We start from the raw sequence: 21,086 nt of genomic DNA on the forward strand, positions 1-21,086 counted from the left end.
TAGTTGTATGCCGTGGAGCTTCCGCCGGGGACGGGGTCTGTGGAGGTAAAGGTCCCTGTCGCCTGGTTGTAGAGGCGCACGCCCATGAGGGTGAGACCCGCGGTAGCATCACTCGTCGCGCGTCCTTTCGCACCAAGCCACCCACACCCAACCGGACCTGAAACCGTACGCGCCTCGGAGGCTTCCACGGGCTCGTCATACTCCTTCCATCCAGCCCAACAAATGATCGTCTCCGCAGGAGTATCCGTGGCAAAAGCTCGGCATCACCATCAAAAAAGCAACGCCGGCAGACAGTAGAGTAGGCGAGCAGAACAACCTCGCCGTGGCGTTGGGCGACCTACACAGCTAACACCCACACCCGGCAGAGGCAACCAACCAAGCTCGCGCCCAGCAAGCATCGGCCCGCCAGGCCGAGAATGCGAGGGCTGCGACGTGATCCGCTGCAGCCGAGACTCGAATTGCTTACTTTGCCGCATCTAGATTGCCTAAATCCATATTTTGGATACTGAAGTGGAATTTACTACCGAGACCCTGTTTCAGTTTTGACGTGATAAACGGATCCACCATGCCGCAAGTGACACTACCCTAACGCTTCCACGATTCTCTGCGCTGCGCGACTTACAGCATTAGCATCTAGCGGGTCACGGCTAGCATCATATATTACCTGTTCTACCTGCTCACTACTGATACCCTCTTGAACGTTATTGCAAGAGTATCTGTAAATAGCATTCGCCTCGGTAGAGTAGACAGACGACGAACTTTGCAGAATAAATTCGGGGAGGTCTGCTGGATTTTCTTCGGTCAAAATTTGCATTATTATCTTTCGCACCTTACGGAAGGTTAATCTATTGCTCTCAGCCCACATAAGTGCTCCTAATTCTTACTCAGCCACCAGGACATTAGCGGGAGCCTACCCCTCATCGACATTCCAGCACCCCGTACCCCGATGGGATGCGCTCCCCAGCGACTATTGGCACCGGCCACACAATCGCACTTTTATGCGCCGCACATCTCAAAGTCTGGTCCACCCGAGCAGAAGTAGCTCAAACACTATTGCCGCGACCAGAGAGATCACCGTCAGGACTATCGAACGAGTGCACACTGATGTCACAAGCGATGTACCTAAAGCGACACTCAGGCTCTTCACAAGGGCTAACCATATACCACCTTGTGAAAATTTCTTGTCCTCTTTCAAAAGGAACTCGTACCCGGTATACGCCAACAAAATACTGGCCACTACCGTTACCGCGATTGAGACGGGTGTTAACCCGTCGGGAAGTGTGCGAAGAGTCACATAAGTAGCAGAATCTATCAAAATAAGGAATCCATGAAATTTACTGCCTTCTCCGGACTCTTCTGTGGGCTCCAAGTCTTCGTCTTTTGGCTCACTAGCCATTTTGCCTGACACCTCCGTGCGCCTACTATTCATGGCTAACCGGGAAGCCTTCCAGAGATCCTTCCCGTTGAGCTTGTGTGCAGAGCCTTTAAGTAAACCCATGAAGTCCTCCAATAGAGGATGGAATATTTCGCCCTATACTGAAGAAATGAGTATCCGCGGTACCAGTACTTCATGACACCACCTTTTCCGCACTCTTTATACTCGGTCCATATCCAGAAACTCTTCTTTTGTAGTTGGTCGATGCCAATCCCCGAGGGTGCAACCCGTTGTGCCCATTTTGGCAACTTCTTCCATAATCCAGTTTTTTGAAGTATTTTTTTGGGACCTAAAGTCTGCCCGAAGATGAGCGCAGAGAGCCATATTTCTTTTGCATTGTGCCATTTTCCAGTGGTTTGCCGGCGCGTTTTGGATACCTGTGGCCGCGAGTTTCCCTTTTTTCGTTTACAGGCTTCCTTTCCTGACTGGTCGCACATATTGATGGGGTCGGTGGGATAGTTGTATGCCGTGGAGTTGCCGCCGGGGACGGGGTCTGTGGAGGTAAAGGTCCCTGTCGCCTGGTTGTAGAGGCGCACGCCCATGAGGGTGAGACCCGCGGTAGCATCACTCGCCGCGCGTCCTTTCGCACCAAGCCACCCACACCCAACCGGGCCCGCAACCGTACTCGCCTGGCCGGAATCCGCGAGCTCGCCGTACTCCTCGTACCCAGCCCAACCAGCGATCGTCTCCGCAGGGGTGCCCGTGACCGCGGTCGCGGAAATGGGAACGGTCGTGGCAATATCGCCATAAGTACTCGACAAAGCCAATTCTGCCGCACCGTCGGTCTTGATATAGGCTCCGATATCCCCACTAATCGACCCCGCAAACCGGGTCGTCTCCACAAGCCCGTTCGGCTGTGTCACATCCACCCAAGCCGGGTTGTCACTATCATCGGCGTAATGTCGCGTCGTCGTAGTTGTCCCCGCCGGTGTAACCGTGGTTTGGCGCCCAAACACGTCATACACATACCCGCCCGACGGACGATCAGCAGTGTCATAGATAAGTGTTTGTGTCTTCCCCGTCGTGGCGGTCCCGGCCAGCGGGCCGTCCGCGTGGATTCTTTCACTCAGCCCAGCACGAGCACCCTTCGCAGTGAACGTGTACTCACGCACCACATACGGCGACACTGTCGCATCCCCCACCGGCAGGCCAGTCAGATCCTCAACCTTCGCGAGATCACCTGCCTTGTCGTAGGTGTAACGATGATCGAAATCAAGCGGGCTCGCATCAAGCACCTCCGTCACATCCACATCCGGCGCCAGCCCCGCCGTCGTCGCTATCGCAGACGCACACAACGATAGATCCATGACCCCGCTCGCTACAGGAGCTCCGAAACTTTCAACAGCACCCACCCAACAACTTCAAAGAAAACTGTCCCATATAAAAGCTTTCTGTCAAGAGAAGTCTTGTCGCTAGCTCGGTCGACCCAATGCGCTTTACAATGTACGAATTTGGCGAACAACCCAAGCTCCTTGGGGGCATTGAACATGTCGACAACAGTATCAGCAACAAATAGTGCGAGCGAGATACAAACCGTGACGAGCGTCAAGAATTCAACACATTCACCCAATTTAGCGGGTCACTCTCCACAGCGCGAACGACTGGAGTCTAACAATACCCGCAGTCTTAAATGCCCCCCGGTGCGCATACCCTCTGCGGTATCTGCTTCCTACTCTTCCCAAGCGGGCTCTCGCTGTAGTACCGAAACTACAAGTCCTTCGTGCGCGACTGGTCCTAGGCCGACATGAGCGGCTCAGACGGTGCCGTGCGGTAATTCTCGACCGCGCCTTTCCCACTAACGATTTGCCCCCTCCGCTTCTAACTTGGCGACTCCCAACCAACGCACTCGCGCTAAATATCTATCATAAAGAACATTTCTTACCGCACACGCCACTACGAAATTTCCACCTTTTTCAACGCTTCCGCTAATCTCAAAATGCAGTTCGCTTTAAGGCAAACTCGCCGCTCTACCTGCATGAAAGGCTACAACACCCGTGTAACAACTTTTGATATTAACAGAAAGACTAGAGTCGCACAATAGAGGTGGGAAATAATGCATCTACTTCCGGAATCTCCACATATCTGCCATCCAAAAAATCCAGAATAAGAAAGTTGTATGATGGGAAGAACCTGCGCTTGCGCTGACCAATGAGGTACTCGCCTTTGGTGCACATTTCTGCAATCGCGAGAATGTCCTCCACTACCTCAATAAACATCTCCTCGCTCCAAGGCGACGGCACCGGATAAACAAGACCAAACTCAAGAAACGAGAGCCGGAAAAGGTTTTCGTTGTACCTCACCGAGAATTGCGGTCCATATTCGTTGTCCACGTTCCAGACAACGAACTCGCCGTTTACTGACGCATTAACTCCGAGCGACGAACTTAAGCGCTTCGTAGCAGGCTCAATGATTGAGCGCACCAGGTCCGACAATCCACTTAGCCCTTCTTTCGAAAATTCCACGTCTCCACTTCCTTGCCTGTACGATGGTTTCGCCAACCGCCCCATTTGCGTTCAAAGTGGAAAGAGCCACGGTTGCGCAATTTCTTCTTTGCGGAGGTTGAGAGACGCTTGTAGTGCTTTAACGACGGTCCACCCGATATACGCCACGGCGCACCCTTGGAGGTGCGACCAACTCTCAACAGATTATTCCCATTCCGCACAAACTTTGTGAAAGAGAAAAAGCCAAGAGCCCCGCCTCCTACTACGGAACTAGCCAATCCCCATTTTGAAAATGACTTTCGTCCATAGTGCTTCGACAGATATCCAGCGCCGGCAGCCACTCCTCCGACGATAGCGCCGCAAACAACACTAACTCCGCATGCAAACATACCCCCGATCGCGAGTACGGTTGCGCCACCCCCTACTACTTTCCTCCAATTGCGCTTCCACCAGCCTTTTTTGCCGTCGAGGTCGTGCTGGTTGATGGGGTCTGTGGGGTAGTTGTATGTCGTGGAGTTGCCGCCGGGGACGGGGTCTGTGGAGGTGAAGTTTCCTGTCGCCTGGTTATACAAGCGTACGCCCATGAGGGTGAGACCGGCGGTGGCGTCGGTTGTTGAGCGTTCTTTCGCGCCTAGCCACCCATACCCAATCGGACCCCCAACCGTGCCTGCTTGCGTGGGGTCAATGGCCTCGCCGTATTCCTTGTACCCAGCCCAACCAGCGATCGCCTCCGCAGGAGTATCCGCGGTCGCGGTCGCGGAGATTGGCACAGTGGTGACGATGTCACCGTGAATATTCGGCAACGTCAACTCCGCGACACCGTCGGTCTTGATGGTCGCGCCGAGATCCCCACTAATCGACCCCGTAAACCGGGTCGTCTCCACGGCACCGTTCGGCTCCTTCACGTCCACCCATGCCGGATTGTCACTATCATCGGCGTAATGCCGCGTCGTCGTAGTTGACCCCGCCGGTGTAACCGTGGTTTGGACGAGCCTGCGAGCAGAGACATCGAGCGTGAACGTTGTGGTGGTGTCGCCTTGGGTGATCTTTTGCGGCAAATCACTATCGAAATACGCGAGGCTAATATTCCCCTCACTGGGGTTCGGAGCATGTGCTGCCGGGAGCGTGGTCTGGCGGCCGAAAAGGTCATACACATACCCGCCCGTCGGGCGATCAGCAGTGTCATAGGTAAGGGTCTGTGTCTTGCCTGTGGTTGCTGCACCGGTCGGGGTGCCGTCAGCACGGATTGTTTCTTTCACCCCAGCACGAGCACCCTTCGCAGTGAACGTGTACTCACGCACCACATACGGCGACACTGTCGCCTCCCCTACCGGCAGGCCAGTCAAATCCTCAACCTTCGCAAGATTGCCTGCCTTGTCGTAGGTGTAACGATGATCGAAATCAAGCGGGCTCGCATCAAGCACCTCCGTCACATCCACATCCGGCGCCAGCCCCGCCGTCGTAGCGATAGCGGTCGAGAATGTCGAGGAGTCTGTGCGAACACGACCCGACACGTCATTAGTCTGCGACCAGGAGAACCACACGCCAGGCGCAGCAACTCCGGTCTCAGGGTCCGTGACCCGGCCGGTGTAGGTGAGGCCGGTTTCTTCGCCTGCTTCGTTGAGTTCGTGGGTGACGGTGATGCCGCCGGGAAGTGTCTCGGTGGTCATCGCACCCGCGGCGTCATACGCCGCAGCATACGTCAGAGGTGAGGATGAGCCACGGGTCACGGTTTGTTTCGTGACCAGACCGCGCCGCTCTGCTTTCCCATTCGCATCGGTGCCGTCATATTCAAACGAGGTCACGCCCTTGCCGTCATCGACCGAGGTCACACGGGCTTTCGCGTCATACGTCGTCGTGGTGACGTCCCCCAGCTGGTTTGTCGAGGTGATCTGTTTGCCCCACGCGTCGTAGGTGTAGGACTGTTTCGCACCCGCGATACCAGTACCAGCACTGTTCGCGACACCGACGGCGTCCACAAGGCCCGTGGCCTGGTTGTACTGGGTGAAGATCGCATCCATCGGCACCGATCCCGCGAGTCCACTCGTGGAGGTTTTCGTGTAGATAGCGCGGCCTGCGGCATCGTATTTCACGCTCGAGGTCCGCGTCGCGGCACCAGATGTCTCCACGGTTGTAGTGGGGGCGAGCCAATAGTCATACCCGGTGACCTTGCTGCTCGGCATACTCGGCCCCTCGCTTGGGGCAGAGGCTGGGAACGTGCGACACACCTCCCCCGCCCAGGCTTTAGCCTGCGCCGTGTTGCCACAGGAAGCATCCGCAGCATTGGGCCCTGCCGTGTAGTAAATGGTGCGAGTCGTGCCTGCATCGTCACCGTTCGAGGTCGGCGCGATCGTGGTGACAACTTTGCCGCGGGGATCAAAGATCTGTTTTGTCACGCGGCCGGCGTTGTCGGTCACGGTGGTCGGTGTTCCGAGAGTCCAGCCCGACGTCGGTGAGGTCACGGCCGAGCCGTCAAGAGGGTTGTAGCCGTTCTTTATGGTCGACACAGCCTCCACCACGCTCACCGCGTCCGGGCCACTACCTGTCGTGACCGCATCCGAGATCACGGTCGTGGCAAGCGAGTACGGCTGACCGGTCGCGGCATTGATCCCGTTATTGGGTGCTCCTTCGTCATAAATCGTGCGTGAATGCGGTCGCACCCTGGCTGTGGAGCCGTCATTGAGCATGACGTCGCGGGCAGGCCCGAACGTCTCCTCGACACGAGACCCGGCGGGCACGAGCACATTGCCTGCAGTGTCTTTAATTTCTGCGTTGTAAACGGTCTGCTCGGACAGGTCATCCACCTGGGCCTGCGACATGTCCGGGTCAGCGAGGGTCGTGTTGACTGCATTCTCGTCGAGGGTGCGGACCACGTTGCCCTTGGCGTCATACCACGTGGCATCAATCTGCCACGCACCAGCGCCGTAGCTGGCCGTGTTGATCGTGTATGCGTCCGCGTTGATGTAACTCAACGAGGCGTACTGCATGTCCGCAGCCGGAACGTCTTTGCCTACGAGGGCATTCACGGGATGGTCCGAGCCGAATACGGCGTAACCGTTGACTGGGACCTGAGCGTCAAACTCAGGCGTGCCGTCGGCCTCTTTCACCCATGCCTTCACACCCGCACGTGACAGATCCGGCAACCCGGCCCCGCTGGTGGCAACGTTGTAGACGATGGATGCGATCTGGACGGGAGGGGCGCCGGTAGTTTGCCCGTCCCGCTGGACGTTCTTCACCATCATCGTCGGGATCGAAGGGTCAGGGTTGGGTGCGTAGTTCATCGTGTAACCCGCAAGACCACTCGGGGTGATCGTCTTGAGCCTGGTCGATGCTCCATCCCACGTGTAGGTGGTCTTGAGCCCTGAGCGCACATCCGTCACGCTCGAGAGCCTGGTGAGTGAGTCGTAAGTGTAGGTCGTGACAGGTGTGGTCACCATTTGGTTCGTGGCAGGGTCAAACAGTGTCGCTGATGCTTTTGCAAGCCGCTGCACGCTCATTCCGTTCGGGTCCGTGACACTGGTGTAGGCGAGCTCTACCGCGCGGCAGCCAGGCTGCAACACGCCCGAAGGAGGGCACGCCCCGGCTGCAAGACCATCAGGAAGCGGCGCAACGATACGCGTCACCACACCAGTGGTCGCGTCGTAACCGAACGTGGTTGAGGACCCATCCCCCACCGCGGCGATCGACACCGGCCTAAAGTCAAGATTCTTACCCGCACCACCAGTCGTAGGTTGGAATGTTGTCACGGTCCCATCGTCTTCAGTCACGACGAGGGTGGGGGCCGCCGCTGTACCAGTGATCTTTGCCGTTACGCCGGAGAGTTCCGTGTCGGTCGTTCCGGGCACGAGGGTGCCGGTGACCGTTTCGCGTTTACCGGAAGGGTTGACGAACACGAGCGCGTCGCCGTCTTCCCCCATGAGAGCGATCGACCCGTCACTCATGCGCTGATCAATCACTTCCACGCCGGCGAGACCAGCGGAGTCGTCGCCTTCCAGGTTTGCCGTGAACCCGGGGCCGAAGATGCCAGTGACAGGGTCCACTGGCCACGCTTTCACATCGCCACTACCCGTAAACGATAGGTGCGAACGCGACAGCGTAGTATCTGACCCGTACCCGGGGACAGTGACGTCCGTGTCGGAGGTTTGAAACTCACCCGTGTAGAGAGCGACCTGACCGGTTTCGACATCCGTGGTTGGGTAACCGTCGCCGAAAGCGTGTGGGACGCGCACCACCACAGTCGGCGCAACACCACCGGTACACATGGGGGTCTTCACACCCGAATAGGTGAAGCAGACTTGGAAATCCATGCGCACCGGACCACGCGAAGCTTTGTTCGCCGCCGCAAGTGCCGCGGCTGCGTCAAACGTGCCGGTGAACACGGTCTCTTTGCCCAGCGCACCCGTCACAGCAGTGGCACTACCCGCGTTGATCCAGGTGTCGTTGCTGCCCGACGGGCGCCACTGCATTTGCGCAGAGACGGTCATCTCGTTCGCGGTGCGTGGTGGTGCTTTCGCGAGCACCTTGAACTCGCCGTTAGATGCCTCGAGCCGTCCCGGGGAATACAAGGCCGGGCCGCCCCACCCGGCAGTGAACACGCCAGCATCGGACGTCAGGCGTGATGCTGTGGACACGCGGGCTCTGATTTGGTGCCCGCCCGCCGTCTTTGGCAACGACACCGTGACGCTCTTGCCCGCAGTCACCGCAACCGTCGCCGCTACCGTAGCCCCATCAATCCGGTAATCAAGCTGCACGGCCTGGTTATTACCGGTGAGCACTGGTGCAGTGATCGTGCACGGCACATTTGCGCCCGGCACATTCGTTGTCCATGATCCATTGCTGTAGCTCTGGCAGGTGATGGTTGGTGCGGCAGGCTTCGCCTGGGCGGTCTTGATCGTTTTCCAGCCCGACCACGACGCGCTCCACACGCCCAGCTCATCCACGACCTTCGCACGCACATACAGCGTCTTGTTATCAGGTAGATCAGCCGGAAGCGTGCACGAGAGCGTGGAACCTGACGCCCCAAGACCAGTCGCACACTTTGTCACAAACGAATCCGTCGTGCCCGCAGTCGAGGTATGCACCTCGATATTCGCTCGCATCGAATTCCCATCCGGATCCGTCCCTACCGTCGACACAACCGGGCGTTTCGAGGCCACATACGTGTCTGCACCATAGGTGGTGGTTCCGGCAACCGTTGGCACTGCTGCCACGTTCGGTTTGCGGTCGTAGGTGAACACGATCGAGGGAGGTGTGGTCGATTCCATCGACGCGAAACGCTTCCACCCGTTCACATCTGTCTCGGACGCAGCCTTCAACGCCAACGATGCGCTACCTGCGCTCGAGGTTGCCCATGACTGCGCGAGACCAGTGATCGGAATACTCACCCAGCCCGCAGCACACGACGAACTATGCCCCTTCGCAACTGTCACGCTGCCCTGCTTAGCTACCAGGCCCGGCTGCGCACGCCACCGCACCGCCGAAGTTGCGACCGCGTTCGTCGACCACACCTCCAACGCCGTCGGCCTGCACGAATACGACCACGACTCATACAACTTCAACGACGCCGACTGAACCTTCAACCCTTTAAACGATGCCGTCGAAAACGTGAGAAACGATCGAGCTTTCGCAGACCCGTCATACGTGCCAGCCTTCAACTCTCGCTCACTCGAACGATCCGACGAAACATTCGACTGCACGAACGCGTCAAACGTCGGCCGCGTGGTCGCAGACGCATACACCGGATCCACCGTCACCGGAAACACACGTGCCTCATCGAGCAGCCACTCCCGCGACAGTGACAACCGAAGCGTCACCGCCGTCGCTTCTTGCTCCACGAGCTGCACACTCACACCCGTGTGCTGTGTGTGCTCGCGACTCTTCACGTCCACGAACGCGTCCCATGCCATCGGGGCCTCGAAACGAGACACCACGTTCCCAGCCGCATCAACGAATTCGACACGCTCACCTGTGATTTCGCGGGCCGTCACACCCTCTGGGATCGACAACGGCACATCCCATGTCACCAGCGAACCCGATTGGTCCGCAGCATAAGACTCGGCAGCGGTGCGGTCCGCAATAATGAACGACTGCTCGAACCCATCGCGCGTCGCTGTTACCTGAAGATCAATCCCCGGCCACGCTTTCGCATACGTTGCCGTCGGCCCCTCCACACGCGGTGCACCAAGCGAATCCGGCCACGTCACCGCGATCTGCGAATCCGCTGCCCCACCTGACAGCGACGCTACCTCAGCCGGTTGAGCATCTGTGCCCTTCACCTCACCCGCCAACACAACCCCCTCGGGCACTGACGTGGGAGCAAGCGAACCATCCGCCTTCTCAACCAGATCAGTATTGAATGAGGTCCATTCACCCTTATCGTTCTTGAACCGCACCGGGGCCGCGAACTGCTCTGTCGTCACCGACCCATCCGCATTCACCCACGTGCTCGAGGACTCCGACCGTTCCGCCGTCACCTCCACACGCTTGCCCGTCGCTCGGGCCTGGATCACAGCCGACGGAAAATCAACCACACCACCCGAGGTGGGAGTGGCCTGCTCCACAGGCGAAGGAGAAGGGGCAGGAGTGGTATCAGCCCAGGCCTGCGATGCAGGCACCAAACCCGCCGACACCAACGCCGCCGACACCCCATACGCCGTCAACAAAACAGCACGACGAAACACACGATTACTAGACCAGCCACCCACGCGAGAATCCTCTACTCACTTGCAGCATCACTGCTGCTCCCGTAACGCCCCGAAGAGGGAGTCAGAGAAACTTTACTGCCACGTAAAAGGAGCGAGAAGCGGACTTAAGTCCCCTCAAGGTTGAATGACGTCAGCTCTTTGGGTGGGCTTCGATGATGATGTTGTCGGTGCTGTGTCTGCTGGCGGGTTGGCAGCAGGCGGAGAGGGGCGTTTGCCAGCTGGATTTTGTGATGGTCTCCGTGGTGCCGTTGCCGTCGACGTAGGCAGTGTCGCCAGTTTCCACGGTTGCCGTTACCTGGTTGAGGTGACGGGTGTCGAGACCGGGATGCTCGGGGCATGATTTCTATCCTGAACTCGACAAACAGTGCCGAGCTCAGGCTAGAAATCGAGTCCTCACAGAGTCTTGCCCGTCGGTGAATTTCAGGCTGCGCCAGCGGCAACACCTGAGTTCACGGATCGTTCACCACGGCTGCGCGAGCGCAGCACGAGGGCCGCGGCGACGAGCACAAGAAGCATCACGGCGAAGCCCGCGAGCGCCATCCCCGTTGCGGCGAATACGACGTAACCCACGAGCGAGGATCCGGCCGCGACGAGCGCGTAGGGAAGCTGGGTGTTCACGTGCGTACTCACCTTGCAGCCGGCGCCCGTGCTCGACAGGATCGTCGTGTCGGAAATCGGCGAGCAGTGATCGCCGAACACACTGCCGGCGATGACCGCGCCGAACGCCGCGACCAGAAGCTCATTGCCTCCGGGAGAAGCATTCATGAGCTGGCCCGCGAGCGGCAGCAGAATGCCGAAGGCACCCCACGAGGAGCCGGTCGCGAACGCCATGAGACCGGCCATCACAAACAGGATCGGGACGAGCCAGTGGGCCGGGAGGTTCACGTTCGCGACGACGTCGGCGAGGAAGCTGCCCGTGCCGAGATCGCCGATGACTGCGCCGAGCATCCACGCGAGAAGAAGAATCGAAATCGCGGGAAGCATCGACTTCGCACCCTGGAAAGCGCCACCGAAACGCACGGTCGAGGAGAAGACCGGGTTGGAGAGGGTGTAGCGGTACAGGTAGTAGAACGCGACGACGAGGCCGATGATGCCGCCGACGTTGAGGGACAGCGCCACGTTGGCGTTGGCCATCGTCGAGAAGAGATCCCACGCGCCGGCCTCGATGCCGCCGGTGACGTACATTCCGCCCACGACACCGAGAATGAGCAGCACGAACGGAACGAGCAGCGCGCGCTTCGCGCCCGGTTCGTGACGCGGGAGCTTGTCGGTCGCCTGACTGGGCGCATCCTTCTCATCGGCGTGCACGCCGTCGCCGGCGAAGGCCCGCTCCTCTTCCTTACGCATGGGCCCGAAATTGAGCTGCCAGGCGATCACGAGCCACAGAAATACGAGCGCAGCAACCGCGTAAAAGTTCATGAGTGCGGCGCGCACGAAGGCCTCGACCTCGCTCATCTGCAGTGCGGAGGCCGCGAGGATCGGGGCCATGATGCCGATGAGGGAGGCACCCCAGCTCGAGAACGGGATGAGCACGACGACGGGGGCCGCGCCCGAATCGATCAGGTACGAGAGCTTGGCGCGCGAGACGCGTTGCCGATCCGAGATGGGCCGTGCGATCTGCCCCACCGAAAGAGCGTTGAAGTAGTCGTCGATAAAGAACGAAAGGCTCAAAAGGCCAGTGAGAATTTGGGCCCCGCGCCGTGTCTTCACGCGCTTTTCCACCCAGTCCGAGAACGCCGACGTCCCGCCGGCCATGAGGACGAGAGACGTGATCGTGCCGAGTTCGAGCAGGAAGGCGATGATGAGGATCGTGTACCAGTTCAGCCCGCCGTCTTCCCACACGAGTCCGAGGGCAGCCTTACCGACCTCGCCAAGCGAGCCGAGCGGAGAAAAGTCAGCGATCAGTATCGCGCCGGCCACGACGCCTGCGAAGAGCGATATGAGCACACGTTTCGTCACGATCACGAGGAGAATCGCGAGGATCGGCGGAACGAGGGTGAGGATCGGGTAGGTCTCTACCACTGGGACCTCCTAGGCGTGTCGCAAACGCAGGAACACCCCCACAGTAAACGCCGTTGTCCCGAGGGGAAAGTGGAAAGGTCCCCGAGGTGATCCATACGTGGTGAAGGATACGAATGCTCACGCAGTCGCGAGCGTCAGCACCCCGACGCCCGCGAGGAGCACCGCGAAAAGTGCCGTGAGACTCGAGGGCCGCGCCTTCGCCGAGAGGGGCCCACCGGCCATCCCCCCGAGCACCGTTCCGGCCGCAAATATGAGTACCGACGGCCAATCGATATGCGTGGGGGTTCCGATCCTCGCGAGCAGCGCCGCGGCGGACGTCATGATCATGACGAGCAGGCTCGTGCCCGACGCCGCACGCATCGGCAGACCGAGCGCGATCACGAGCATCGGCACGGCAAGAAACCCTCCACCGACGCCGAAAAAGCCCGTGAGCAGCCCCGTGGCGCTCGCGGCAAGCACAAGGGCAAGCCGAGACGGTTGGGATTCGGGTTCCGACGGTTGCCCAGCAAGCGTCGGCCCCCTCTCTTTCACGTTCTCTTCGAGCCTCGTCGTGTAGGCGCGGCGCGCCATGACGATAGCGACGATGAGTAAGAGTGCACCGAAGCTGAGCATCAGGGTTCGCTCGGGCACGAAAAGGGAGAGTCGCGAGGCGAGGGCGGCGCCGACGATGGCAACGGCGCCGAAGGTGAGCCCCTCCCTCCAGCGGACATTGCCCTGCTGTGCGGGGTGGCGGAGCGCGACGATGGCGGTGAGGCCCACGACGACGAGCGAGGCACCGGTCGCGTCGTGGGGCGCCATGCCGAGCACGAACACGAGCACGGGGACAGAAAGGATGCCTCCACCCGCGCCGAGGGCACCGACCACGAGGCCGATGCCCACACCGATCACCGCCGCGAAGGCGACGGCGTTCATCGCGCCACCGCGAACTGCACGCCTAGATCACACCAAAATCGAGCATCGCGTCAGCAACCTTCACGAAGCCCGCAATGTTGGCGCCCACAACGTAGTCACCGGGGCGTCCGTACTCTTCGGCTGTCGCGGCGCACGTGTCGTGGATGTTCACCATGATGTCGGTGAGGCGCTTTTCGGTGTCCTCGAACGTCCACGAGTCCCGCGCGGCATTTTGCTGCATTTCGAGGGCCGAGGTTGCCACGCCTCCCGCATTGGCGGCCTTGCCAGGGCCGAAAGCAATGGTGGCCTCCTGGAAAAGGTCCACGGCTTCAGGGGTCGAGGGCATGTTCGCGCCCTCGGAGACCGCGATGAGGCCGTTCTTGAGGAGCGTCTTTGCGCTCGCGGCGTCGAGCTCGTTCTGGGTGGCGGAGGGGATGGCGATCTCGCCGGGGACGTCCCACACGTTGCCACCTTCGACGAACCGCGCTTTGCCGCCACGACGTTCGGCGTACTCGCGGATGCGGCCGCGCTCGACCTCCTTGATCTGCTTGAGCAGGTCGAGGTCGATGCCCTCCTCGTCGACGACGTAGCCGCTCGAATCAGACGCCGTGATAGCCACGCCGCCGAGCTGCTGGGCCTTCTCAATGGCATAGAGCGCGACGTTGCCGGAGCCGGACACGAGCACGCGGCGACCTTCGAAGTCGAGACCTTTCGCCTTGAGCATCTCGTTCGCGAAGATCGCGGCGCCGTAGCCGGTCGCCTCCGTGCGCACGAGCGAGCCACCCCAGTTGAGGCCCTTGCCGGTGAGGGTGCCGGCATCGAAGCGGTTCGCAAGCCGCTTGTACTGGCCAAAGAGGTAGCCGATCTCGCGGCCGCCCACGCCGATGTCGCCCGCGGGGACGTCGGTATCGGGGCCGATGTGGCGGAAGAGTTCGGTCATAAACGACTGGCAAAAGCGCATGATTTCGGCGTCAGACTTGCCGTGCGGGTCGAAATCGGAGCCGCCCTTGCCGCCGCCGATCGGGAGGCCGGTGAGGGAGTTCTTAAAGATCTGCTCGAAGCCAAGAAACTTCACGATGCCGAGGTTGACGCTGCGGTGGAAGCGCAATCCCCCTTTGTAGGGGCCCAGTGCCGAGTTGAACTCGATGCGAAAGCCGCGGTTGACCCGCACCTTGCCCTCATCGTCAACCCAGGGGACGCGGAAGATGATCTGCCGTTCCGGTTCGGCGATGCGCTCGAGGATCGCGGCTTCGGCGTATTCGGGGCGCCGAGCGTGGAGCAGTTCGAGCGATTCGAACACCTCCCTGACCGCCTGGTGGAATTCGCTTTCGCCGGGATTGCGGCGCAAAACGGCGTCAAGGGTCGCATCAAGTGAAGTGGCCATCGATCATCCTTTGTCGTGAGTGTATGCAGTCGTCTTCGTACACCTCTGTCGATACTGAGTGGTAAAGGCGCTCTTGAAAACTTACACGCCGCGGCCATCTTTCGGGAAGTCGCGGTCTCAGGATGAGAGACGCGACGCTTTAGCGGGCCGCGAGCTGTTCGATCGCCCAGCGGGGATCATCCGTGGAGATCGACTCGGGGCGGAGCTCGACGGCCTTTGCGAGCTGCTCCTCCGTGTTCACCGTCCACACGTTGATCTTGTAGCCACGCGCGTGCGCTTCCTTCGCGGCCTCGGGGGTGAGACCGTCCACGCTGCAACTCAGCCACGTGCAGCCGAGCTCCTCGAGCGTGTCCCACGTCGACTCCTCGACCGCATTCACGAGGAGACCGAGGCCCACGTGCGGGGCAACCTCGTGCACAGCCGCGAGAGCCTCGGGGACGAACGAAATGACCGTGTCGCGCTCGCCGTGCCCCGGGCGTTTATCGTGGATGAGCTGCGCCGAAGCCGTGGCGGCCGACGCGACCTTGACCTCGACATAGAGTTCGAGGTCCTCCATCGCGAGAAGCTCCGTGAGGAGCGGAACGCCGTGGCCACCCTGGAGTGACACCTGTGCGAGCTCGGCGTTCGTGAGGTCCTTGATCGCGCCTTTTGCGGGAATAGAAGCTGGATCGGCCATGCGGTCGATCGTCTCGTCGTGCATGATGATCGGCGTGCCGTCGGCGCTCAGGTGCACGTCGCATTCGACGACGCCAGCGCCGTCCGTCTTTGCCTGGCGGAAGCCCGCGAGCGTGTTCTCGGTCGTCACGAGCGCTGCTCCGCGGTGGCCAACGATCACGGGTCGGTAGCCCTCGACCGCCGCGACCTCGACGCCTTCGGCATGCGATGCTTGCGGCGGGCGCACGGCGGGCGCTTCCGTGACCAGAGCAGGGGCACCGGTTCCAGAACCCTGCGCGGGGACGAAATGGTCGATGCTCGCGAGAACGGTACGGAGGCCGTGGTCGGCATCCTCCGTCATCGCGCGGACCTCCTCGCCCCTGCTGAGCCCGCTCATGACGGTCGGGTCGATGCACTCAACGATGCTCTGCTCGTAGCTCTCCCCCGCGCGCACGACGACGTTGCACGGCAAAAGCGCCCCCATCGACGGATCGGCGTTAAGAGCGCGCCTCGCGAGCGCCGGGATGCACGCACCGAGAATCACATATGGGCCGAGCTCGGCGCCAGCTTCAGCGCCGATCTTGTTGGAGAGGGTGCCCTGCATGTTCAGTTCGTACACCACCCCGAAGCCTTCCTCGGCGAGGGCGTGGCGAACCGCCTCAAGGGCAACATCGAAGGGCGCCGAGACCTGCACTCGGTGCGTGTACTTCACGGGAAACTCCTTTTTCGTGGGGCGTGTTCACGCATGTCGACCGCGCGTGATCGGGCCAGGCTAAGGTGGCAATTCCACGGGCGGTTGACGCGACGGTGGCCTACAGGTGAACGAGCCGCGTTACATTATGGGGCGCAGCGGAACGAGCAGCTTCTCGGTAACTTTCTCGATTCCTGCGCGCGCCTTCCACTTCTCGGGATCCACCTCGAAGCAATCCTTGAAGTCGGCCTCAAACACTTTCTCGAGAGCCTCGGCGAATGCCGGATCGGCAACCTCGAGGTTGGTTTCGTAGTTAAGCGCAAGTGAGAGCCGGTCAAGGTTGGCGGTTCCGACGGTTGCCCACATCCCGTCGATCGTCGCGATCTTCGAGTGGTTCATCGCGGGCGTGTAGAGGAAGATGCGCACGCCAGCGTCGAGTAGATCCTGGTAGAAACCCCGCGCGACCCAGTCGACGACGACGTGGTTGGACTGTTCGGGGAGCATGAGACGCACATCGACCCCGCGCGCGGCAGCGGCACGAAGCGGCTCAAGGAGCTTACCGTCGGGAACGAAGTACGGGGTCGAGAGCCAGATGTTCTTCTGGGCGCGCTCGATGGCCGCGAGGTACATGCGGCGAATCGGGTAGACGGCCTGGAGCGGGAGGTTGGGGTGGACCTCGACGCGCGTATTCCATGCGTTTGGCGCGATCCAGTCAATGCGTTCATCGGCGCGACGATCCTCGTTCCACACGTTGACGAACGCCTGGCGCAGCTCCCACACGGCGGGCCCCACCTCGCGCACGTGGGTGTCGCGCCATTCACTCTCGTAGGCATCGCCGATGTTGAAGCCGCCCACGTACCCCACCTCGTCGTCGACGACGAGGACCTTGGAGTGGAGCAGGCCGGTCGAGCGAACCGGAGCACGCCAAAACGACCCCGAAATGGGGTACATGCGGTGAACGTTGATGCGCTCATCAAGTTGCTCGAAGAACTGGCGAGGAACCACGAGATTCGCGAAGACGTCCCAAATGAGGAACACATCGACTCCGCGCGCAGCCGCGTTGTTCACGGCGTCCATGAAGCGCTGGCCTACGCGGTCTCCCTTCCAGATGAAGGTCGCGAGCATAACCGTGTGCTCGGCATTGTCGATCGACTCGATCATCGAATCGTAAAGTTCCTCGCCGCTCGTGAAGATCCTGATGTCGGACTTCTCAACACTCGAATCGAACGTCCCGGGCTTGGGCGCACGGCGCTTCTTGCGCCCGCGTTTTGTGTAGGCGTCCATGGCGAGGAGGGTGCCCACGGCGACTGCTTGAGATGCGGCAATACCGGCAGTCGTCGCGAGTGCAGCCCGCCTGGCGATGCGCTTGCTGCGCTCAATAACGCTCAGCTGTGCGGTGGTTTCACTCATGCCTCAATCCTCGCAACTCTTCCTGAAGCCTGCGTTCCCTTCCGCGTGTCGGGCTACCGCGGCGGCCACGACGAGATCCTGCCAGCTCATACCCACGGTCGTCACGACCGTGGGGGCACTCGGAGCGTTCGTCTCAACCTTCGCGGCGGCCTCATCTCCGAGAAGCGACTTCATGCTTATGGGCGCGCCTTCGGTGAGGGATCCGTCGGCGATCGCGCGCACGACATCCCCGTTCTCGCGCAAGGCGACCGCCTGATCCTCGACGATCACGCGGGCACGTCCCATCGTCTCGGCGGGAACCTCGCGGGTCTGCGGTGTATGGGCGCCGACGGCGAGCACGGCCGCGTGCGGCTGCACCCACGCATCGTCAAACACCGCCTCCTTTGCCGCGCTCGCGCACACGATCACGTCGGCGGCCTCGACGGCAGCGCGGCAGGCGTCGGAACCTGCCTTCACCGTTCCAACGTCGCCTGCACTCCCGCCCGCGCCCACCGCGAGCGCGCTTTCACTCACGTTTTCCGGGCTGCGCACGGCGTAGGTGACAGACCCGAGAGCGTCGAAGCCCACGCCCCCGCTGCCGCACTCATCGGCGAGCGCCCGCACGAGCCCCTCCCCCTGAACTCCCGCGCCGAAGGCGACGACGTTCGGCCTGAGCGTGACGTGCGCGGCGATCGCGCGTAATGCCGGGCGTGCCGCGGCGATGGCCACCGCGGGCGTGCGAAGCGCGGTGAGGGCGATCCCGTCGACGAGCGAGCGCGGCGTCAGCGTCTGCGCGTCGCACAGCAGATACGTGCCCTGGATGAACGGGAGAGACTTGTCCGGGTTGTGCGGCGCAAGGGTCAGTATTTTGATGCCGGCATCGTCACCGACCCTTGAGGGCATCGTGAGGAATTCGCCGGTCCCGACACTCGTGAAGGTGCGTTCAGGGTCGCCTGCCGGATCGAAGCCCGAGGCGAGAGCTGCCGTCAGGGCGTCAGCGGCAGCGCGATACCCGAGGGCGAAAACGTGCTCTGCGGTGTAGTTCTTCATGTTCTCACTGTGTCATGCGTGACTTAGCACGGGCCGAATTGAGAGGTTGAGGCGTAACCTCGACACATGCCCACGTTATTGATAATTCACGGAACTACGCGTCCATCGCGCTCGGGGATCCTCGTGTCACGCGCACTCGAAAGCCTTGCGAAGGAGACCACGACCTTCGACGTCGAGTTCGCGGATCTCAAGGACGTTAACCTGCCCTTCCTCGACGAGCTCGACCACCCCCGATCCGGGAACTACGAGCGCCCGCACACGCGTGCGTGGGCGGCCACCGTCGCGCGTGCTGACGCGATCGTCTGGGCAACGCCCCAGTACAACGGCTCGTTCTCGGCGCCACTCGAGAACGCGATCGACTACCTCGCGGCGGAATGGGAAGGCAAGCCACTCGGCATCATTGCGTGGGGCTACTCCAACGGCGGGCTCGATGCGGCACGCGCGCTCACCCCCGTCGCCGCATCGCTCCGGATGGACCTCGTGGAGCCACTGCTCGGCTACACGAGCTACGGCGCTGACCTGAAAGACGGAAGCCTCACCGTGAGCGAGGAATGGAAGCGCAACGCGACAACTCTCCTCAAAGGGCTCGAAGAACGCGCGGCGTAGGATGCTCCGCATGCCCACTTCACCCCTTCGCCTCGCCGGCGACTTCGTCGTCCTCGAACCGCTCTCACTCGACCATCTCGAGGGACTCAAGGACGCGGTGAACGACGGCGAACTATGGAAGCTCTGGTACGCAAACATCGCAAAGCCCGCAGAAATGCGCCAGGACATCGAGAGGCGTCTCGACCTGTGCGAAGCAGGCTCGATGCTCCCCTATACCGTGATCCGTAAAGTCGACGAGGATTCCGGCTACATTGCCGGGATGACGAACGTCATCAACATCGACCGGGCGAACCGGGTCGCCGAGATCGGCGCAACCTGGTACGCGCAGAGCGTGCAGGGCACCGCGGTGAATCCGGAAGCGAAGTTCCTTCTTCTCCGGTATCTCTTCGAGGTCGAGAAGCTTCAGCGCGTTGAGCTGCGCACCCACACCTTCAACAGGCACTCACGCGCGGCGATCGAAAAACTCGGCGCCACCTTTGAAGGGGTCATGCGGCGCCACCGAGTTCTCAAAAACGGCACCACACGCGACACGGCGCTGTACTCGATCCTCGACCACGAGTGGCCCACCGTGCGCGCACACCTCGAATACCGGCTCCAGCGCGCAGCGCAGTAGCCCGCCCGGGAAGAGTGGCCGACGCCTGCCTTAGAGCCATTCGCGACAAGGAGAAGGGAACTACGCTCCTTTACGCGACATCCACCAGCGCTCGACGATGAGCCCGACGATGACGACGACAATGCCGACGCCCGCACCAATCGATGTTTCGACGATGCGGGGAACGAGCATCTCGTAATGCCTCGCGGGGTTCGCAAGATGCACCATGAGCAAGGCGAGCGGCGTGACGAATACGAGCCCAAATGAATAATTGCGCGTCACGAACATCTCCGCGAGGAACTGCATCGCGACGATCCACACGACTGTCTGCCACGGCTGACTCGGAAACGACATGAGGAACGCCGCGATGGCGACGCCAAGGACGGTCCCCACAACGCGGTGAAGGGCACGGTTGACCTGCCCCACGCGGCGGGTTTCTGAAAGAGGAGCCACGGCCGCCACTTGCGCCCAATATGGCGAAGGAATCATGAGCGCCGTTGAGATCGACCCCGCAATCAATGCCGCGCTCGCGAAGCGGCCCGCATCCTGTGCGTAATCGGCAACGCTCACGCGCTCCGGCACCGGCACCGGGCGGCCCGTGTTGGCCTCGCCGAGCACGTGAAAGAGCACGCTGAACGCTAAGGAAATCAGCACGCTTCCGCCGCCGAATACAAGCGGTATCCACAGCGGGAACACGTGCGGGCTCGTCGCGATAGCCGTCGCCGCAAAAACGAAGAAGAGCACGCCCCGCGGCCTCAGCGAAAAGCGAGGCACGAGGCCCGACGTCAGGGCCGCCACCATCGTGCCGACGATGACGACGATCCAGGCCCCAGGAAACGTCGGAACCAGCATCTCCGCGTGGCGCGCAGCGGTCGCGAAAACCTCGCACGCTACCAGGGCGCCTCCCGCAATGGCCTGTTGCCGCACGCGCTCGCGCGTGGGAACGAATCGGCCATAAAGCGAGCTGAAGGTGCCAAATGACGCAAAGAGTGAAAGATCAAGGCGTCCCAAGAAAAGGAGAATCACGAGGGGGACCGCAACCGAAAAGGAGATGCGCACCGCGGGGACGAACTCGCCTCGCGCCTCGCCGAGGGTCACAAAGGTCCGGGCGCTCGAGCCGACATGAACCCTCGCCTCGGCGGGAATCGCGTGCAGAAATGTCCGGCGATGACGAGAGACGCGGGGAGAAGGCACGTGCCTCAGGATAAAACCATTCGCGAGGCGCGC

General features: G+C 61.1%; 13 protein-coding genes. 3 read left to right on the top strand and 10 right to left on the bottom strand.

Features of this window, described 5'->3' with window-relative positions:
• Positions 1 to 1,431 precede the first annotated feature (1,431 nt).
• The 3 genes from HMPREF1484_RS02655 to HMPREF1484_RS02665 all read right to left on the bottom strand — a co-directional run bounded on the left by HMPREF1484_RS02655 (position 1,432) and on the right by HMPREF1484_RS02665 (position 10,436).
• Positions 1,432 to 2,742 carry an RHS repeat-associated core domain-containing protein gene (locus HMPREF1484_RS02655; RefSeq protein ID WP_016663478.1) on the bottom strand — a complete coding sequence of 437 codons (1,311 nt, stop codon included), beginning with the start codon at positions 2,740 to 2,742 and terminating at the stop codon, positions 1,432 to 1,434.
• Between the two features lie 717 nt (positions 2,743 to 3,459).
• Complete coding sequence (locus HMPREF1484_RS02660; RefSeq protein WP_016663479.1) at positions 3,460 to 3,897, bottom strand: hypothetical protein; 438 nt, start codon at positions 3,895 to 3,897, stop codon at positions 3,460 to 3,462.
• Complete coding sequence (locus tag HMPREF1484_RS02665) at positions 3,873 to 10,436, bottom strand: DNRLRE domain-containing protein (protein WP_147594875.1); 6,564 nt, start codon at positions 10,434 to 10,436, stop codon at positions 3,873 to 3,875. Before HMPREF1484_RS02665 ends, HMPREF1484_RS02660 begins: the two co-directional genes overlap by 25 nt.
• A 268-nt stretch (positions 10,437 to 10,704) precedes the next feature.
• On the opposite strand from HMPREF1484_RS02665, the gene HMPREF1484_RS11465 reads away from it, so the two are divergent.
• Positions 10,705 to 10,920: a hypothetical protein gene (locus HMPREF1484_RS11465; protein ID WP_147594876.1), complete on the top strand. Its 216-nt coding sequence runs from the start codon at positions 10,705 to 10,707 to the stop codon at positions 10,918 to 10,920.
• An 80-nt stretch (positions 10,921 to 11,000) separates the two neighbouring features.
• On the opposite strand, the gene HMPREF1484_RS02670 is transcribed toward HMPREF1484_RS11465, so the two are convergent.
• The 6 genes from HMPREF1484_RS02670 to HMPREF1484_RS02700 form a co-directional block, all read right to left on the bottom strand.
• Positions 11,001 to 12,602 (bottom strand): Na+/H+ antiporter NhaC family protein, encoded by a 1,602-nt coding sequence (locus HMPREF1484_RS02670; protein WP_016663482.1) that lies wholly within the window; start codon positions 12,600 to 12,602, stop codon positions 11,001 to 11,003.
• Positions 12,603 to 12,719: 117 nt separating this feature from the next.
• Positions 12,720 to 13,514, bottom strand: coding sequence for a sulfite exporter TauE/SafE family protein (locus HMPREF1484_RS02675; protein ID WP_016663483.1), 795 nt, complete (start codon positions 13,512 to 13,514; stop codon positions 12,720 to 12,722).
• A 22-nt stretch (positions 13,515 to 13,536) separates the two neighbouring features.
• Positions 13,537 to 14,877 carry an NADP-specific glutamate dehydrogenase gene (gene gdhA, locus HMPREF1484_RS02680; RefSeq protein ID WP_016663484.1) on the bottom strand — a complete coding sequence of 447 codons (1,341 nt, stop codon included), beginning with the start codon at positions 14,875 to 14,877 and terminating at the stop codon, positions 13,537 to 13,539.
• Positions 14,878 to 15,016: 139 nt separating this feature from the next.
• Complete coding sequence (locus HMPREF1484_RS11140) at positions 15,017 to 16,243, bottom strand: glycerophosphodiester phosphodiesterase family protein (protein ID WP_016663485.1); 1,227 nt, start codon at positions 16,241 to 16,243, stop codon at positions 15,017 to 15,019.
• Positions 16,244 to 16,363: 120 nt separating this feature from the next.
• Entirely contained in the window at positions 16,364 to 17,632 is a 1,269-nt protein-coding gene (locus tag HMPREF1484_RS02695; RefSeq protein ID WP_016663486.1) for a phosphatidylserine/phosphatidylglycerophosphate/cardiolipin synthase family protein, read from the bottom strand.
• A gap of 3 nt (positions 17,633 to 17,635) precedes the next feature.
• Positions 17,636 to 18,661: an ornithine cyclodeaminase family protein gene (locus tag HMPREF1484_RS02700; protein ID WP_016663487.1), complete on the bottom strand. Its 1,026-nt coding sequence runs from the start codon at positions 18,659 to 18,661 to the stop codon at positions 17,636 to 17,638.
• A gap of 66 nt (positions 18,662 to 18,727) precedes the next feature.
• Between HMPREF1484_RS02700 and HMPREF1484_RS02705 the strand changes: the two genes are divergently transcribed.
• Complete coding sequence (locus HMPREF1484_RS02705) at positions 18,728 to 19,267, top strand: NADPH-dependent FMN reductase (protein WP_084813912.1); 540 nt, start codon at positions 18,728 to 18,730, stop codon at positions 19,265 to 19,267.
• A 10-nt stretch (positions 19,268 to 19,277) separates the two neighbouring features.
• Positions 19,278 to 19,880 carry a GNAT family N-acetyltransferase gene (locus HMPREF1484_RS02710; protein ID WP_016663489.1) on the top strand — a complete coding sequence of 201 codons (603 nt, stop codon included), beginning with the start codon at positions 19,278 to 19,280 and terminating at the stop codon, positions 19,878 to 19,880.
• A 60-nt stretch (positions 19,881 to 19,940) separates the two neighbouring features.
• Here HMPREF1484_RS02710 and HMPREF1484_RS02715 read toward each other — a convergent pair whose 3' ends face one another.
• Complete coding sequence (locus tag HMPREF1484_RS02715; RefSeq protein ID WP_143485199.1) at positions 19,941 to 21,053, bottom strand: FUSC family protein; 1,113 nt, start codon at positions 21,051 to 21,053, stop codon at positions 19,941 to 19,943.
• Between the last annotated feature and the right edge of the window lie 33 nt (positions 21,054 to 21,086).

This window comes from Dermabacter sp. HFH0086 (assembly GCF_000413375.1).
GTDB classification, from domain to species: domain Bacteria; phylum Actinomycetota; class Actinomycetes; order Actinomycetales; family Dermabacteraceae; genus Dermabacter; species Dermabacter hominis.

What these genes read in the sequence shown, in the direction of transcription:
- HMPREF1484_RS02655 (WP_016663478.1), bottom strand. Translation starts at nt 2,742, where the DNA reads ATGGATCTATCGTTGTGTGCGTCTGCGATAGCGACGACGGCGGGGCTG.
- HMPREF1484_RS11465 (WP_147594876.1), top strand. Translation starts at nt 10,705, where the DNA reads ATGACGTCAGCTCTTTGGGTGGGCTTCGATGATGATGTTGTCGGTGCT.
- HMPREF1484_RS02675 (WP_016663483.1), bottom strand. Translation starts at nt 13,514, where the DNA reads ATGAACGCCGTCGCCTTCGCGGCGGTGATCGGTGTGGGCATCGGCCTC.
- gdhA (WP_016663484.1), bottom strand. Translation starts at nt 14,877, where the DNA reads ATGGCCACTTCACTTGATGCGACCCTTGACGCCGTTTTGCGCCGCAAT.
- HMPREF1484_RS02695 (WP_016663486.1), bottom strand. Translation starts at nt 17,632, where the DNA reads ATGAGTGAAACCACCGCACAGCTGAGCGTTATTGAGCGCAGCAAGCGC.
- HMPREF1484_RS02700 (WP_016663487.1), bottom strand. Translation starts at nt 18,661, where the DNA reads ATGAAGAACTACACCGCAGAGCACGTTTTCGCCCTCGGGTATCGCGCT.
- HMPREF1484_RS02705 (WP_084813912.1), top strand. Translation starts at nt 18,728, where the DNA reads ATGCCCACGTTATTGATAATTCACGGAACTACGCGTCCATCGCGCTCG.
- HMPREF1484_RS02710 (WP_016663489.1), top strand. Translation starts at nt 19,278, where the DNA reads ATGCCCACTTCACCCCTTCGCCTCGCCGGCGACTTCGTCGTCCTCGAA.